Raw genomic sequence first — 13,719 nt, 5'->3', positions numbered from 1 at the left:
AACCTTAAACCAGCGCAGCAATCGCGGCGTTGAAGGTGTTGCTCGGGCGCATGGCCTTGCTGATCAGCTCGGCATTGGCGTGGTAGTAACCGCCGATGTCCACTGGCTTGCCCTGAACGGCGTTGAGCTCGGCAACGATGGTTGCTTCGTTCTCGGTCAAGCTTTTTGCAAGCTGGCCAAACTGCGCTTGCAGTGCAGTGTCTTCGGTCTGGGCGGCCAGGGCTTGAGCCCAGTACAGCGCCAGATAGAAGTGGCTGCCGCGGTTGTCGATGTTGCCGACTTTGCGCGATGGCGACTTGTTGTTGTCCAGGAACTGGCCGGTGGCCTGGTCCAGGGTCTTGGCCAAAACCAGAGCTTTAGGGTTGTTGTAAGTAACACCCAGATGCTCAAGGGAGGCGGCCAGGGCCAGGAACTCGCCCAGGGAATCCCAGCGCAGGAAGTTTTCTTCCAGCAGTTGCTGAACGTGCTTGGGTGCCGAACCGCCAGCGCCGGTTTCGAACAGGCCACCGCCATTCATCAGCGGCACGATCGACAGCATCTTGGCGCTGGTGCCCAGTTCCATGATCGGGAACAGGTCAGTCAGGTAGTCGCGCAGTACGTTGCCGGTCACCGAGATGGTGTCCTTGCCTTCGCGAGTGCGGCCCAGGGTGAACGCCATCGCGTCGACTGGCGACATGATGCGGATGTCCAGGCCGGAGGTGTCGTGATCTTTCAGGTAAGCCTGAACTTTCTCGATCACTACGCCGTCGTGGGCACGCATTGGGTCCAGCCAGAAAATCGCTGGAGTTGCGCTTGCGCGAGCACGGTTGACGGCCAGTTTGACCCAATCCTGGATTGGCGCGTCTTTGGTCTGGCACATGCGGAAGATGTCGCCGGCTTCAACCGACTGCTCCAGCAAGGTGCGGCCAGCGCCATCGGAAACCCGAACTACGCCGTTTGCCTTGATCTGGAAAGTCTTGTCGTGCGAACCGTACTCTTCGGCTTTTTTTGCCATCAGGCCAACGTTTGGCACGCTGCCCATGGTGGTTGGATCGAAAGCGCCGTGCAGCTTGCAGTCTTCGATCACCGCCTGGTAGATGGTGGCGTAGCAGCGATCCGGGATCACAGCCTTGGTGTCGTGCAGCTGGCCGTCGGTGCCCCACATTTTGCCGGAGTCACGGATCATCGCCGGCATCGAGGCGTCGACGATAACGTCGCTCGGCACGTGCAGGTTGGTGATGCCTTTGTCGGAGTTGACCATGGCCAACGACGGACGAGCGGCGTAGACCGCCTGGATGTCCGCTTCGATCTGCGCTTGTTGCTCAGCCGGCAGGGCTTTGATGCGAGCGTACAGGTCGCCGATGCCGTTGTTCAGGTTGAAGCCGATCTGCGCCAGCACGTCAGCGTGCTTGGCCAGTGCGTCTTTATAGAACTCGGCAACGATCTGGCCGAACATGATCGGGTCGGAGACCTTCATCATGGTGGCTTTCAAGTGGACCGACAGCAGCACGCCTTTTTGCTTGGCGTCTTCGATCTCGGCAGCGATGAAGCTGCGCAGGGCGTTTTTGCTCAGTACCGCGCAATCGAGGATCTCACCGGCTTGCACGGTGGTTTTTTCTTTCAGGACGGTGGTGGTGCCGTCTTGAGCGATCAGTTCGATTTTGACAGCGTCAGCGGCGTCGATCAGGGCAGCTTTTTCGCTGCCGTAGAAATCGCCGGTGCTCATGTGCGCGACGTGGGACTTGGAGTCCGCAGCCCAGGCGCCCATTTTGTGCGGGTGCTTGCGTGCGTAGTTCTTGACCGACAGCGGTGCACGACGATCGGAGTTGCCTTCGCGCAGAACCGGGTTCACGGCGCTGCCCTTGATCTTGTCGTAACGCGACTTGGCGAGCTTGTCGGCGTCGCTGGTCACGGTTTCCGGGTAGTCAGGCAGTGCGAAGCCCTGGGCTTGCAGTTCCTTGATCGCGGCTTGCAGTTGCGGAACCGAGGCGCTGATGTTCGGCAACTTGATGATGTTGGCTTCGGGCGTAACGGCCAGGTCGCCCAGTTCGGCGAGGTGGTCGGCTACGGCTTTGTCACCCAATTGCTCGGGGAAGCTGGCCAGGATGCGCCCTGCAAGAGAGATATCGCGGGTTTCCACGGCGATATCAGCGGAGGCGGTGAAGGCCTCTACGATAGGCAACAGTGAATAAGTGGCGAGGGCGGGAGCTTCGTCGGTGAAGGTATAGATGATCTTCGAGCGGGTGGGCATATTCGGATTAACTCTCTCTTCTTTGCTAAAGCGTGCGCAGAAAAACTCGAGGGGCGCCGGGTAAGCGCGTTCGTTCAAAGTCATCCATGAGCCGAATGTCGAGATTTGTGCGCGGTGATGTTGGGTGCATCAGTCGAGCGTCAAGCGGGTGGACTGCGGTAACAGCCCTGCTTTTTCGGGCTCAAAGTCTCGTAGTAGAGAGATCGGCCGTCGTGACTCTGTGGTCAGCGGGCGGCATTATACATAGGAAGCTGGCAATCTGCCGATGGTTCATATGCAACGATTGTCGTCCATTGGTCTAAAGGTCGCAGGGGCGAGTGGGGCGTAGAGTCTTGCACCGTGCTTGAGTTTGGCGCTTTTCCCTTTGCTTTCAGGCTTGTACGTCGCGAACTGTGCAGCTTTGCGGCCGATGGTTGGAACATAGGGTTTGCGTGCCGATTTAACTGGGGTACGCTCGAACGAAGCCAGATGTTCAATCCAAACAATGGAGTTCAGCATGGGATACAAGAAGATTCAGGTTCCAGCAGTCGGCGACAAAATCACCGTCAACGCGGACCATTCTCTCAATGTTCCTAACAACCCGATCATCCCCTTCATCGAAGGCGATGGTATTGGCGTTGATATCAGCCCGGTCATGATCAAGGTTGTCGATGCTGCTGTTAAGAAGGCTTACGGCGGCGAGCGCAAAATTTCCTGGATGGAAGTCTATGCCGGGGAGAAAGCGACTCAGGTTTACGATCAGGACACTTGGCTTCCCCAGGAAACCCTGGACGCAGTCAAGGATTACGTGGTTTCCATCAAGGGCCCTCTGACCACCCCGGTCGGCGGCGGCATCCGTTCCCTGAACGTGGCCCTGCGTCAGCAACTCGACCTCTATGTCTGCCTGCGCCCTGTGCGTTGGTTCGAAGGCGTGCCTAGCCCGGTCAAGAAGCCAGGCGACGTCGACATGACGATCTTCCGTGAGAACTCGGAAGACATCTACGCCGGTATCGAGTGGAAAGCTGGTTCGCCGGAAGCGACCAAGGTCATCAAGTTCCTTAAAGATGAAATGGGCGTCACCAAGATCCGTTTCGACGAAAACTGCGGTATCGGCATCAAGCCGGTTTCGCTGCAAGGCACCAAGCGTCTGGCGCGAAAAGCGCTGCAGTATGTGGTCGACAACGACCGCGACTCGCTGACCATCGTGCACAAAGGCAACATCATGAAGTTCACCGAAGGTGCCTTCAAAGAATGGGCCTACGAAGTAGCGGCTGAAGAGTTCGGCGCGACCCTGCTCGATGGCGGTCCGTGGATGCAGTTCAAAAACCCGAAAACCGGCAAGAACGTCATCGTCAAAGACGCCATCGCTGACGCCATGCTCCAGCAGATCCTGCTGCGCCCGGCCGAATACGATGTGATCGCGACCCTGAACCTGAACGGCGACTACCTCTCCGACGCCCTGGCGGCGGAAGTGGGCGGTATCGGTATCGCGCCGGGTGCCAACCTGTCTGACACCATTGCGATGTTCGAAGCGACCCACGGTACTGCGCCGAAGTACGCTGGCAAGGACCAGGTCAACCCGGGTTCCCTGATCCTGTCCGCAGAGATGATGCTGCGTCACATGGGCTGGACCGAAGCAGCTGATCTGATCATCAAGGGCACCAACGGCGCGATTTCCGCCAAGACCGTGACCTATGACTTCCACCGTTTGATGGAAGGCGCGAAACTGCTGTCTTCGTCTGCGTTTGGTGATGCGCTGATTTCGCACATGTAAGCGAATCGGCACAAAAAAACCGCCTTCGGGCGGTTTTTTCATGACTGGATGACCGGTGCTATCAACTCGACGCTGTTTCTTGCTGAGTGACCGGTGCGGTTTGATCATTCCCCGTGGCGACAGACCCGATCTTCACTGCATGCAGCCCCTTGGGGCCCTGAATGATTTCGAAGCTCACGACTTGCCCGGCCTTGAGGGTCTTGTATCCGTCCATCTCGATGGCTGAATAGTGGGCAAAGAAATCAATAAGATGGCCGTCATCGTCGCGACCTTCCCTGGCCTCGGTGTTAATGAAACCGAACCCCTTGGCATTGTTGAACCATTTCACCTTGCCGACAGCCATGCTCATATCCCTCTGCAACAGACTCCATCACTGGAGTATCATCCAGTACATCCGCAGTCATTTCCTGGAAATAAGATTGACTCAGCGGACCTTTTTTACCCACTGTGGGCTCTATTGGTTGTAACACCGTTTTGCCGATAGTCAAGGTGACCAGGCAGTCGGAGTTGAAATCGACGATGGTCGCCCCCACCACTGTATTCGCACAACTGACGAACCTTTCTTTCCATGCATGCAATCAGCCAGATTCGACTAACATTCAATCAGGATCGCCCGGCTCTCCAAAAAGATCATCCGGGGGCTCACGAGGACGATTCCGCAGGCATTGCTGTTCAGGAGGCAAAGCCTGCTTTACAGGCGCCGCCGATGTACAAGGTGGTTTTGTTCAATGATGACTACACACCGATGGATTTCGTCGTCGAAGTGCTCGAGGTGTTTTTTAACCTGAATCGCGAGCTGGCGACCAAGGTCATGCTGGCCGTCCACACAGAAGGACGGGCAGTATGTGGAGTGTTTACCCGCGACATCGCCGAGACTAAGGCCATGCAGGTCAACCAGTACGCCAGGGAAAGCCAGCATCCGCTACTCTGTGAAATCGAGAAGGACGGTTAATCGCCGACCACTTGGGTATGAGGTGAAGCTATGTTAAACCGCGAGCTCGAAGTCACCCTCAATCTTGCCTTCAAGGAGGCCCGTTCGAAGCGTCATGAATTCATGACCGTCGAGCACCTCCTGCTGGCCCTATTGGACAATGAGGCTGCCGCCACCGTTTTGCGTGCCTGCGGCGCAAACCTCGACAAACTCAAGCATGACTTGCAGGAGTTCATCGACTCCACCACGCCATTGATCCCCGTTCATGACGAGGATCGTGAGACCCAGCCAACCCTGGGCTTCCAGCGTGTTCTGCAACGTGCTGTCTTTCACGTACAGAGCTCGGGCAAACGCGAAGTGACTGGCGCCAACGTACTGGTCGCGATCTTCAGTGAGCAAGAGAGTCAGGCAGTGTTCCTGCTGAAACAGCAGAGCGTTGCGCGCATCGATGTCGTCAACTACATCGCACACGGCATTTCCAAAGTGCCGGGGCATGGCGATCACTCTGAAGGTGAGCAAGATATGCAGGACGACGAGGGCGGTGAGTCTTCTTCTTCAGGCAATCCTCTGGATGCTTATGCCAGCAACCTCAACGAACTCGCGCGCCAGGGTCGAATCGATCCATTGGTAGGCCGTGAGCTGGAAGTTGAGCGCGTCGCGCAGATCCTGGCGCGTCGTCGCAAAAACAATCCGCTGCTGGTGGGCGAAGCGGGCGTGGGTAAAACCGCGATTGCCGAAGGCCTGGCCAAGCGTATTGTCGACAATCAGGTACCAGACCTGCTGGCCAACAGCGTGGTGTATTCCCTCGATCTGGGGGCCTTGCTGGCCGGGACCAAATACCGCGGTGATTTCGAGAAACGCTTCAAGGCGTTGCTCAATGAGCTGAAAAAACGTCCGCAGGCGATTCTGTTCATCGACGAGATCCACACCATCATCGGTGCGGGTGCCGCGTCCGGTGGGGTCATGGATGCCTCGAACCTGCTCAAGCCGCTGCTGTCGTCGGGTGATATCCGTTGCATCGGCTCGACCACGTTCCAGGAATTCCGCGGGATCTTCGAGAAGGACCGTGCTTTGGCCCGGCGCTTCCAGAAGGTCGACGTGTCGGAACCTTCGGTGGAAGACACCATTGGCATCCTGCGCGGCCTGAAAGGTCGTTTCGAAGCGCACCACAACATCGAATACAGCGATGAAGCGTTGCGTGCGGCGGCCGAACTGGCCTCGCGCTATATCAATGACCGGCACATGCCGGACAAGGCCATCGACGTCATCGACGAGGCGGGCGCCTACCAGCGTCTGCAGCCAATCGAGAAGCGCGTGAAACGCATCGAAGTGCCTCAGGTCGAGGACATCGTCGCGAAAATCGCGCGGATTCCGCCTAAGCACGTCACCAGCTCCGACAAAGAGCTGCTGCGTAACCTTGAGCGTGACCTGAAACTGACGGTATTTGGCCAGGATGCCGCAATCGACTCGCTGTCGACCGCGATCAAACTGTCCCGTGCCGGCCTCAAGTCGCCTGACAAGCCCGTCGGTTCGTTCCTGTTCGCAGGGCCTACCGGTGTCGGTAAAACCGAAGCGGCGCGTCAGCTGGCCAAGGCGTTGGGGATCGAGCTGGTTCGCTTCGACATGTCCGAGTACATGGAGCGCCACACCGTATCGCGTCTGATCGGTGCGCCTCCAGGTTACGTCGGGTTCGACCAGGGCGGTCTGCTGACCGAAGCCATCACCAAGCAGCCTCACTGCGTGCTGTTGCTCGATGAGATCGAGAAGGCGCATCCGGAAGTCTTCAACCTGCTGCTGCAGGTGATGGACCACGGTACGCTGACCGATAACAACGGGCGCAAGGCGGACTTCCGTAACGTGATCGTCATCATGACGACCAACGCCGGTGCCGAAACGGCAGCTCGCGCTTCGATCGGTTTCACCCATCAGGACCACTCGTCCGATGCGATGGAAGTGATCAAGAAGAGCTTCACGCCAGAGTTCCGCAACCGTCTGGACACCATTATCCAGTTTGGTCGCCTCAGTCATGAGGTCATCAAAAGCGTGGTGGACAAGTTCCTTACCGAGCTTCAGGCGCAGCTGGAAGACAAGCGCGTGCAGCTGGAAGTGACGGACGCGGCGCGCAGCTGGCTGGCAGCGGGTGGCTACGACACGGCAATGGGGGCTCGACCAATGGCGCGTTTGATCCAGGACAAGATCAAGCGTCCGCTGGCGGAAGAGATCCTCTTTGGCGAACTGGCCGACCATGGTGGTGTGGTTCACATCGATCTCAAGGACGGCGAGCTGACCTTCGACTTCGAGACGACGGCTGAAATGGCCTGATAGTTACCGCAAGAAAGCAGAAGGCGCCGAAAGGCGCCTTTTTGCTGTCTTTCAGATGTACATCAATCCCCGGGTAGCAAGCGGATTTTCGGCAGCCGTTAAATCACGCGCACACAAAAACGCCCGGCATAAACCGGGCGTTTTGTATTGACTTGATTAGCGAGCGCGGTAAGTGATGCGCCCTTTGCTCAAGTCATAGGGCGTCAGCTCGACGCGCACTTTGTCACCGGTAAGAATACGAATGTAGTTCTTGCGCATCTTGCCGGAAATATGCGCGGTTACGACGTGCCCATTTTCCAACTCCACACGAAACATGGTGTTGGGCAGGGTGTCGACGACAGTGCCTTCCATTTCGAAGCTGTCTTCTTTCGACATGCAGTAAAGCCCTCGGTGTCCAATGAATGGCCCGGTGCAACTGCGCCAGGCAAAAGCGGCGTGCATTGTGCCCGAAAAATGGGGTTTAAGCCAAGGGGTTTACGGCTTGCTCTAGTTCAGGATGACCCAGCGCTGATTAATCAGCAGTTCGATAGGGCGATATTGAGTCTTGTAACTCATCTTTTTACAGTTTTTGATCCAATAGCCCAGATAGACCGCTTCCAGCCCCAGACGCTGAGCCTCGGCGATTTGCCAGAGGATCGCGTAACGCCCCAGGCTGCGGCGTTCTTCGGTGGGCTCGTAGAAGGTGTAGACCGCCGACAGACCGTTCGGCAGCAAGTCGGTGACGGCCACCGCCACCAGCCGTCCTTCGAGGCGGAATTCGTAGAATCGGGAAAACGGCAGGTCACGTACCAGAAACGTCGCAAACTGATCGCGACTCGGCGGGTACATATCGCCATCGGCGTGACGCTGTTCGATATACCGCTGATAAAGGTCGAAATACTCTTCGCTGAATTGCGGCCTGGCAGGGCGCACCTGCAGGTCGACGTTGCGTTTGAAGATGCGTTTCTGCTGGCGGTTAGGTGAAAATTGCGCCACAGGGATGCGCGCCGGTACGCACGCATTGCAATTCTGGCAATGAGGCCGGTAAAGATGATCGCCGCTACGACGGAAACCCATTTCAGACAGGTCTGCATAGACATGCACATCCATGGGCTGACTAGGGTCGAGGAACAGGGTCGTGGCCTGCTCCTCGGGCAGATAACTGCAAGAGTGGGGCTGAGTGGCATAGAACTTCAAACGCGCCAACTCGGTCATGATCAACCCTCGGGATAAGGTTTTGAATTAAGTGTAAGCCACTGGCGCAAAAGTCGCTCAGCAAACCCAGGTGGCGCGGCTGGGCCGGTCCAGATGCTGCGCAAGGTAGTCGGCAAACTCGCGGCGGGGAATCGCTCGGGCGCCGAGGCTGTGCAGATGGTCGGTCGGCATCTGGCAGTCGATCAGCACAAAGCCTGAGTCTTTCAGGTGTCGGACCAGTGTGGCAAAGCCATATTTCGAGGCGTTGTCGGCGCGGCTGAACATGGACTCGCCGAAAAACAGCTGACCCATCGCCAGGCCATAGAGCCCGCCGACCAGTTCGCCCTGGTCCCAGACTTCCACCGAATGGGCGTAGCCACGCCTGTGCAGCTCGAGGTAGGCGTTCTGCATGGCTTCTGTGATCCAGGTGCCGTCGGCGTAATCCCGAGGTGCGGCGCAAGCGCGGATGACCGCGGCAAAATCCTGATCAAAGGTCACTTGATAGCGTTGCTGGCGCAGCAATTTGTTCAGGCTGCGCGAGACGTGCAGTTCGTCGGGAAACAGTACGGTGCGTGGATCCGGCGACCACCAGAGAATCGGCTGGCCTTCCGAGAACCACGGAAAACAGCCGTGGCGATAGGCCTGAATCAGACGATCGGCGGACAGATCCCCGCCCGCGGCCAACAGCCCGTTGGGATCGCGCATGGCTTTTTCCAGGGGCGGGAAGGTCAGGGTGTTGCGTTGTAACCAAGTCAGCATGGCATCCGGGCTTGCAGAAGGGGAGGGCGGTGGTGGGCGGGTGGGCCCACCGTGAAGTGTGCCGTCAAACGACTGGAATGTCGTCGAGATACTTCTCGGCGTCCAGCGCAGCCATGCAGCCGGCCCCGGCAGACGTCACGGCCTGGCGGTAAACGTGATCGGCCACGTCACCGGCGGCAAACACGCCTGCGATTTCGGTGCTGGTAGCATCGCCTTCGCTGCCACCCTTGACCAGCAGATAGCCGTCACGCATTTTCAGCTGACCCTCGAACAGGTCGGTGTTGGGTTTGTGGCCAATAGCGATGAACACGCCAGTCAGCGGCAATTCACTGGTTTCGCCACTGTGGCTGTCCCGCAGGCGGGCGCCGGTCACACCGCTGGCATCACCCAGCACTTCATCCAGATTCTGGTTCCAGTGCAGGCGGATATTGCCTTTGGCGGCTTTTTCGAAGAGCTTGTCCTGAAGAATTTTCTCCGAGCGCAACTTGTCGCGGCGGTGAATCAGGTGAACTTCCTTGGCGATGTTTGACAGGTACAGCGCTTCTTCAACTGCCGTGTTGCCGCCGCCAACGACTGCGACCACCTGATTGCGGTAGAAGAAACCGTCGCACGTCGCGCAGGCCGACACCCCTTTGCCGGCAAATGTCTCTTCCGATGGCAGCCCCAGGTATTGCGCCGAGGCGCCGGTGGCGATGATCAGCGCATCACAGGTGTAAGTGCCGCTGTCGCCGATGAGTTCAAATGGGCGCTGTTGCAACTTGGCAGTGTGGATGTGGTCGTAAACGATCTCTGTGTGAAAACGCTCGGCGTGTTTTTGCATGCGTTCCATCAGCACCGGGCCGGTGAGGCCTTCGACATCACCGGGCCAGTTGTCGACTTCGACGGTGGTGGTGAGCTGGCCACCTGCCTGTATGCCGGTAATGACAACGGGATTGAGGTTGGCGCGGGCGGCATAAACGGCAGCGCTGTAACCGGCAGGGCCGGAACCCAGAATGATCAGGCGGGAATGCTTCGCTTCGCTCATAAAAACACCTCATAAGCCTTTGTCACAAAAGAGAATGCATGCTCAAATTGAACCGCACGTAATGTGCTGTTGGCTATGCTACACCTTGGGTTTCAAGCATGGCATCGGACGAACAAACCCGTACAATGCCTGCCTGTAACAGCGTTTGTAATAAAATGAGCGCGACACGCCGTGTTTATAAAAACCGGAGCGTAGTGTTAAAAGTAGTCCCAGTTACACCTGTTAACTTTTTTACCTGCCTGGATTGGGCAGTTTTTTATAGTCATTCAACAGATGGACGCGCCATAGGCGCAGGAAAAGAAGCGTTTTGAAGAAATCCACCGCAGCACCTAAACCAGCCGTCGTTCCGCTCTGGCGCCAGCAACTGCACTACCGACTCAAGGAAGGTGCATTGATCGCCATCGGCGGCTTGTGCCTGTTCCTGATGATGGCCTTGTTGACCTACGGCAAGGACGATCCGGGCTGGAGCCATAACAGCAAAATCGACGATGTGCAGAACTTCGGCGGACCGGTAGGCTCCTACAGCGCCGATATCCTGTTCATGGTGTTGGGTTACTTCGCCTACATCTTCCCGCTGTTGCTGGCGATCAAGGCTTTTCAAATCTTCCGTCAACGCCACGAGCAGTGGGAGTGGAGCGGCTGGCTGTTCTCCTGGCGCCTGATCGGCCTGGTGTTTCTGGTGCTCTCGGGCGCGGCACTGGCCCATATCCATTTCCACGCTGCGACCGGTCTGCCGGCCGGCGCTGGCGGCGCGTTAGGCGAAAGCCTCGGCGACCTGGCCAGGAACGCCCTGAATATCCAGGGCAGTACGCTGTTGTTCATCGCGTTGTTCCTGTTTGGCCTGACAGTGTTCACCGACCTGTCGTGGTTCAAAGTGATGGACCTCACCGGCAAGATCACCCTCGACCTGCTCGAATTGTTCCAGGGCGCGGCCAATCGCTGGTGGGCCGCCCGTGTCGAGCGCAAACAGCTGGTTGCGCAGTTGCGTGAAGTCGACGACCGCGTCCATGACGTAGTGGCGCCGACCGTCACCGACAAACGCGAGCAAGCCAAGGTCAAGGAGCGCCTGATCGAACGTGAGCAGGCCCTGAGCAAACACATGTCGGACCGCGAGAAGCAGGTGCCGCCGGTGATTGCCCCGGCGCCGCCCAAGCCAGCGGCGCCCAGCAAGCGCGTGGAAAAAGAGAAACAGGCGCCGTTGTTCGTTGACAGCGCCGTCGAAGGCACCTTGCCGCCGATCTCGATTCTCGACCCGGCAGAAAAGAAACAACTCAATTATTCGCCTGAATCCCTGGCGGCGGTCGGCCACTTGCTGGAAATCAAGCTCAAGGAATTCGGCGTCGAGGTTTCGGTGGATTCGATTCACCCGGGCCCGGTGATTACCCGTTACGAAATCCAGCCAGCGGCGGGCGTCAAGGTCAGCCGCATCTCCAACCTGGCGAAAGACTTGGCACGTTCCCTGGCCGTGACCAGCGTGCGCGTGGTGGAAGTGATTCCGGGCAAGACCACCGTTGGTATCGAGATCCCTAACGAAGACCGCCAGATCGTGCGCTTCTCCGAAGTGCTGTCGACCCCCGAGTACGACAACTTCAAGTCGCCGGTTACTTTGGCTCTGGGCCACGACATCGGCGGCAAGCCGGTCATCACCGACCTGGCGAAAATGCCGCACTTGCTGGTAGCCGGTACGACCGGTTCCGGTAAATCGGTGGGCGTGAACGCGATGATCCTGTCGATCCTGTTCAAGTCCGGCCCGGAAGACGCCAAGCTGATCATGATCGACCCGAAAATGCTTGAGCTGTCGATCTACGAAGGCATTCCGCACCTGTTGTGCCCGGTCGTGACCGACATGAAGGACGCCGCCAACGCCCTGCGCTGGAGCGTCGCGGAGATGGAGCGTCGCTACAAGCTGATGGCGAAAATGGGCGTGCGTAACCTGTCGGGCTTCAATGCCAAGGTCAAGGAAGCCCAGGACGCCGGTACGCCGTTGACCGATCCGTTGTACAAGCGCGAAAGCATTCACGACGAAGCGCCGCTGTTGACCAAGCTGCCGACGATTGTCGTGGTGGTGGACGAATTCGCCGACATGATGATGATCGTCGGCAAGAAGGTTGAAGAACTGATCGCCCGTATCGCCCAGAAGGCGCGTGCGGCCGGTATCCACTTGATCCTCGCGACCCAGCGGCCGTCGGTTGATGTGATCACCGGTCTGATCAAGGCCAACATTCCGACGCGTATGGCGTTCCAGGTGTCGAGCAAGATCGACTCCCGGACCATCATCGACCAGGGCGGTGCCGAACAACTGTTGGGTCACGGTGACATGCTTTACATGCCGCCGGGCACCAGTCTGCCGATTCGTGTCCACGGTGCCTTCGTGTCCGATGACGAGGTTCACCGGGTGGTCGAAGCCTGGAAACTGCGCGGCGCGCCGGAATACAACGACGAGATTCTCGCCGGTGTCGAAGAGCCGGGCAGTGGCTTTGAAGGCGGCAGTGGTGGCGACGAAGACAGTGAATCCGACGCGCTCTACGACGAAGCGGTGCAGTTCGTACTGGAAAGCCGTCGTGCGTCCATCTCTGCGGTTCAGCGCAAGCTGAAAATCGGCTACAACCGCGCCGCGCGCATGATCGAAGCCATGGAAATGGCCGGTGTCGTGACGTCCATGAATACCAACGGTTCGCGTGAAGTCCTGGCTCCGGGCCCGGTACGCGACTGAATTGATTGAAACGCGGTGGCGTAATGACGCGCCATCGCACCCCCACGAATGTTATGAGGACTCCCATGCGTCTTATCCGCATGCTGTTGCTGCCGGTTTTGGCTTTGACCACGCTCTCGGCGCACGCCGATGACAAGGACGTGGCGCGCCTGACCCAATTGCTGGAAAAATCCCAGACCCTGACGGCGCGTTTCTCCCAACTGACCCTCGACGGCAGCGGCACCCAGTTGCAGGAAACCGCGGGTGAAATGTCCTTGCAGCGTCCTGGCTTGTTTTACTGGCACACCAACGCGCCGGCCGAACAAACGATGGTCTCCGACGGCAAGAAGGTGACGTTGTGGGATCCGGACCTGGAGCAAGCCACCATCAAGAACCTCGATCAGCGCCTGACCCAGACTCCGGCGTTGCTGCTGTCCGGTGACGTGTCCAAGATCAGCCAGAGCTTCGACATCAGCGCCAAGGAAGCCGGTGGCGTGATCGACTTCACCTTGAAGCCGAAAACCAAGGACACTCTGTTCGACAGCCTTCGCCTGTCGTTCCGTAACGGCCTGGTCAATGACATGCAGATGATCGACAGCGTCGGTCAGCGCACCAACATCCTGTTCACCGGCGTGAAAGCCAACGAGCCGATTCCGGCGTCCAAGTTCAAGTTCGACATCCCGAAAGGGGCGGACGTCATTCAAGAGTAAGACGCAAAACCTGTGGGAGCGAGCCTGCTCGCGATAGCGTCGGGTCAGTCAACATTGATGTTGAATGTAATGCCGCCATCGCGAGCAGGCTCGCTCCCACAGGGAGCGGCGGTGTTCAGATTATT

11 protein-coding genes are annotated in these 13,719 nt (G+C 58.1%); 5 read left to right on the top strand and 6 right to left on the bottom strand.

What is annotated here, in order from left to right; genetic code table 11:
- Window positions 1-4: 4 nt before the first annotated feature.
- A complete protein-coding gene (locus tag JFU47_RS31735; RefSeq protein ID WP_123366305.1) occupies window positions 5-2,230 on the bottom strand; it encodes an NADP-dependent isocitrate dehydrogenase in 2,226 nt (741 codons plus the stop codon).
- Window positions 2,231-2,726: 496 nt separating this feature from the next.
- On the opposite strand from JFU47_RS31735, the gene icd reads away from it, so the two are divergent.
- Window positions 2,727-3,983, top strand: a complete 1,257-nt coding sequence (icd, locus tag JFU47_RS31730) for an NADP-dependent isocitrate dehydrogenase (RefSeq protein ID WP_010458895.1) — start codon at window positions 2,727-2,729, stop codon at window positions 3,981-3,983.
- 61 nt (window positions 3,984-4,044) lie between these two features.
- On the opposite strand, the gene JFU47_RS31725 is transcribed toward icd, so the two are convergent.
- Window positions 4,045-4,326 (bottom strand): cold shock domain-containing protein, encoded by a 282-nt coding sequence (locus JFU47_RS31725; protein ID WP_201188306.1) that lies wholly within the window; start codon window positions 4,324-4,326, stop codon window positions 4,045-4,047.
- Between the two features lie 225 nt (window positions 4,327-4,551).
- Here JFU47_RS31725 and clpS point away from each other — a divergent pair, with 225 nt between their 5' ends.
- Complete coding sequence (gene clpS, locus JFU47_RS31720; protein WP_140680026.1) at window positions 4,552-4,935, top strand: ATP-dependent Clp protease adapter ClpS; 384 nt, start codon at window positions 4,552-4,554, stop codon at window positions 4,933-4,935.
- A 30-nt stretch (window positions 4,936-4,965) separates the two neighbouring features.
- Window positions 4,966-7,236 (top strand): ATP-dependent Clp protease ATP-binding subunit ClpA, encoded by a 2,271-nt coding sequence (clpA, locus tag JFU47_RS31715; protein ID WP_095129000.1) that lies wholly within the window; start codon window positions 4,966-4,968, stop codon window positions 7,234-7,236.
- A 156-nt stretch (window positions 7,237-7,392) separates the two neighbouring features.
- On the opposite strand, the gene infA is transcribed toward clpA, so the two are convergent.
- The 4 genes from infA to trxB all read right to left on the bottom strand — a co-directional run bounded on the left by infA (window position 7,393) and on the right by trxB (window position 10,192).
- Window positions 7,393-7,611 (bottom strand): translation initiation factor IF-1, encoded by a 219-nt coding sequence (infA, locus tag JFU47_RS31710; RefSeq protein ID WP_002553999.1) that lies wholly within the window; start codon window positions 7,609-7,611, stop codon window positions 7,393-7,395.
- Window positions 7,612-7,722: 111 nt separating this feature from the next.
- On the bottom strand, window positions 7,723-8,430 hold the full coding sequence (locus tag JFU47_RS31705; protein WP_008154860.1) for an arginyltransferase: 708 nt from the start codon (window positions 8,428-8,430) through the stop codon (window positions 7,723-7,725).
- 57 nt (window positions 8,431-8,487) lie between these two features.
- Complete coding sequence (aat, locus tag JFU47_RS31700) at window positions 8,488-9,168, bottom strand: leucyl/phenylalanyl-tRNA--protein transferase (RefSeq protein ID WP_201188304.1); 681 nt, start codon at window positions 9,166-9,168, stop codon at window positions 8,488-8,490.
- Between the two features lie 64 nt (window positions 9,169-9,232).
- Window positions 9,233-10,192 carry a thioredoxin-disulfide reductase gene (trxB, locus tag JFU47_RS31695; RefSeq protein WP_140680023.1) on the bottom strand — a complete coding sequence of 320 codons (960 nt, stop codon included), beginning with the start codon at window positions 10,190-10,192 and terminating at the stop codon, window positions 9,233-9,235.
- Between the two features lie 307 nt (window positions 10,193-10,499).
- Between trxB and JFU47_RS31690 the strand changes: the two genes are divergently transcribed.
- Window positions 10,500-12,905: a DNA translocase FtsK gene (locus JFU47_RS31690; RefSeq protein ID WP_140680021.1), complete on the top strand. Its 2,406-nt coding sequence runs from the start codon at window positions 10,500-10,502 to the stop codon at window positions 12,903-12,905.
- A gap of 65 nt (window positions 12,906-12,970) precedes the next feature.
- Window positions 12,971-13,594, top strand: coding sequence for an outer membrane lipoprotein chaperone LolA (gene lolA, locus JFU47_RS31685; protein WP_008154853.1), 624 nt, complete (start codon window positions 12,971-12,973; stop codon window positions 13,592-13,594).
- The last annotated feature ends 125 nt before the right edge of the window (window positions 13,595-13,719 follow it).

This window comes from Pseudomonas sp. TH39(2020), assembly GCF_016650715.1.
GTDB classification, from domain to species: Bacteria; Pseudomonadota; Gammaproteobacteria; order Pseudomonadales; family Pseudomonadaceae; genus Aquipseudomonas; species Aquipseudomonas mandelii_C.
Note: the sequence above shows the minus strand (reverse complement) of the source record. Positions and strands in the feature narration are given on the sequence as shown.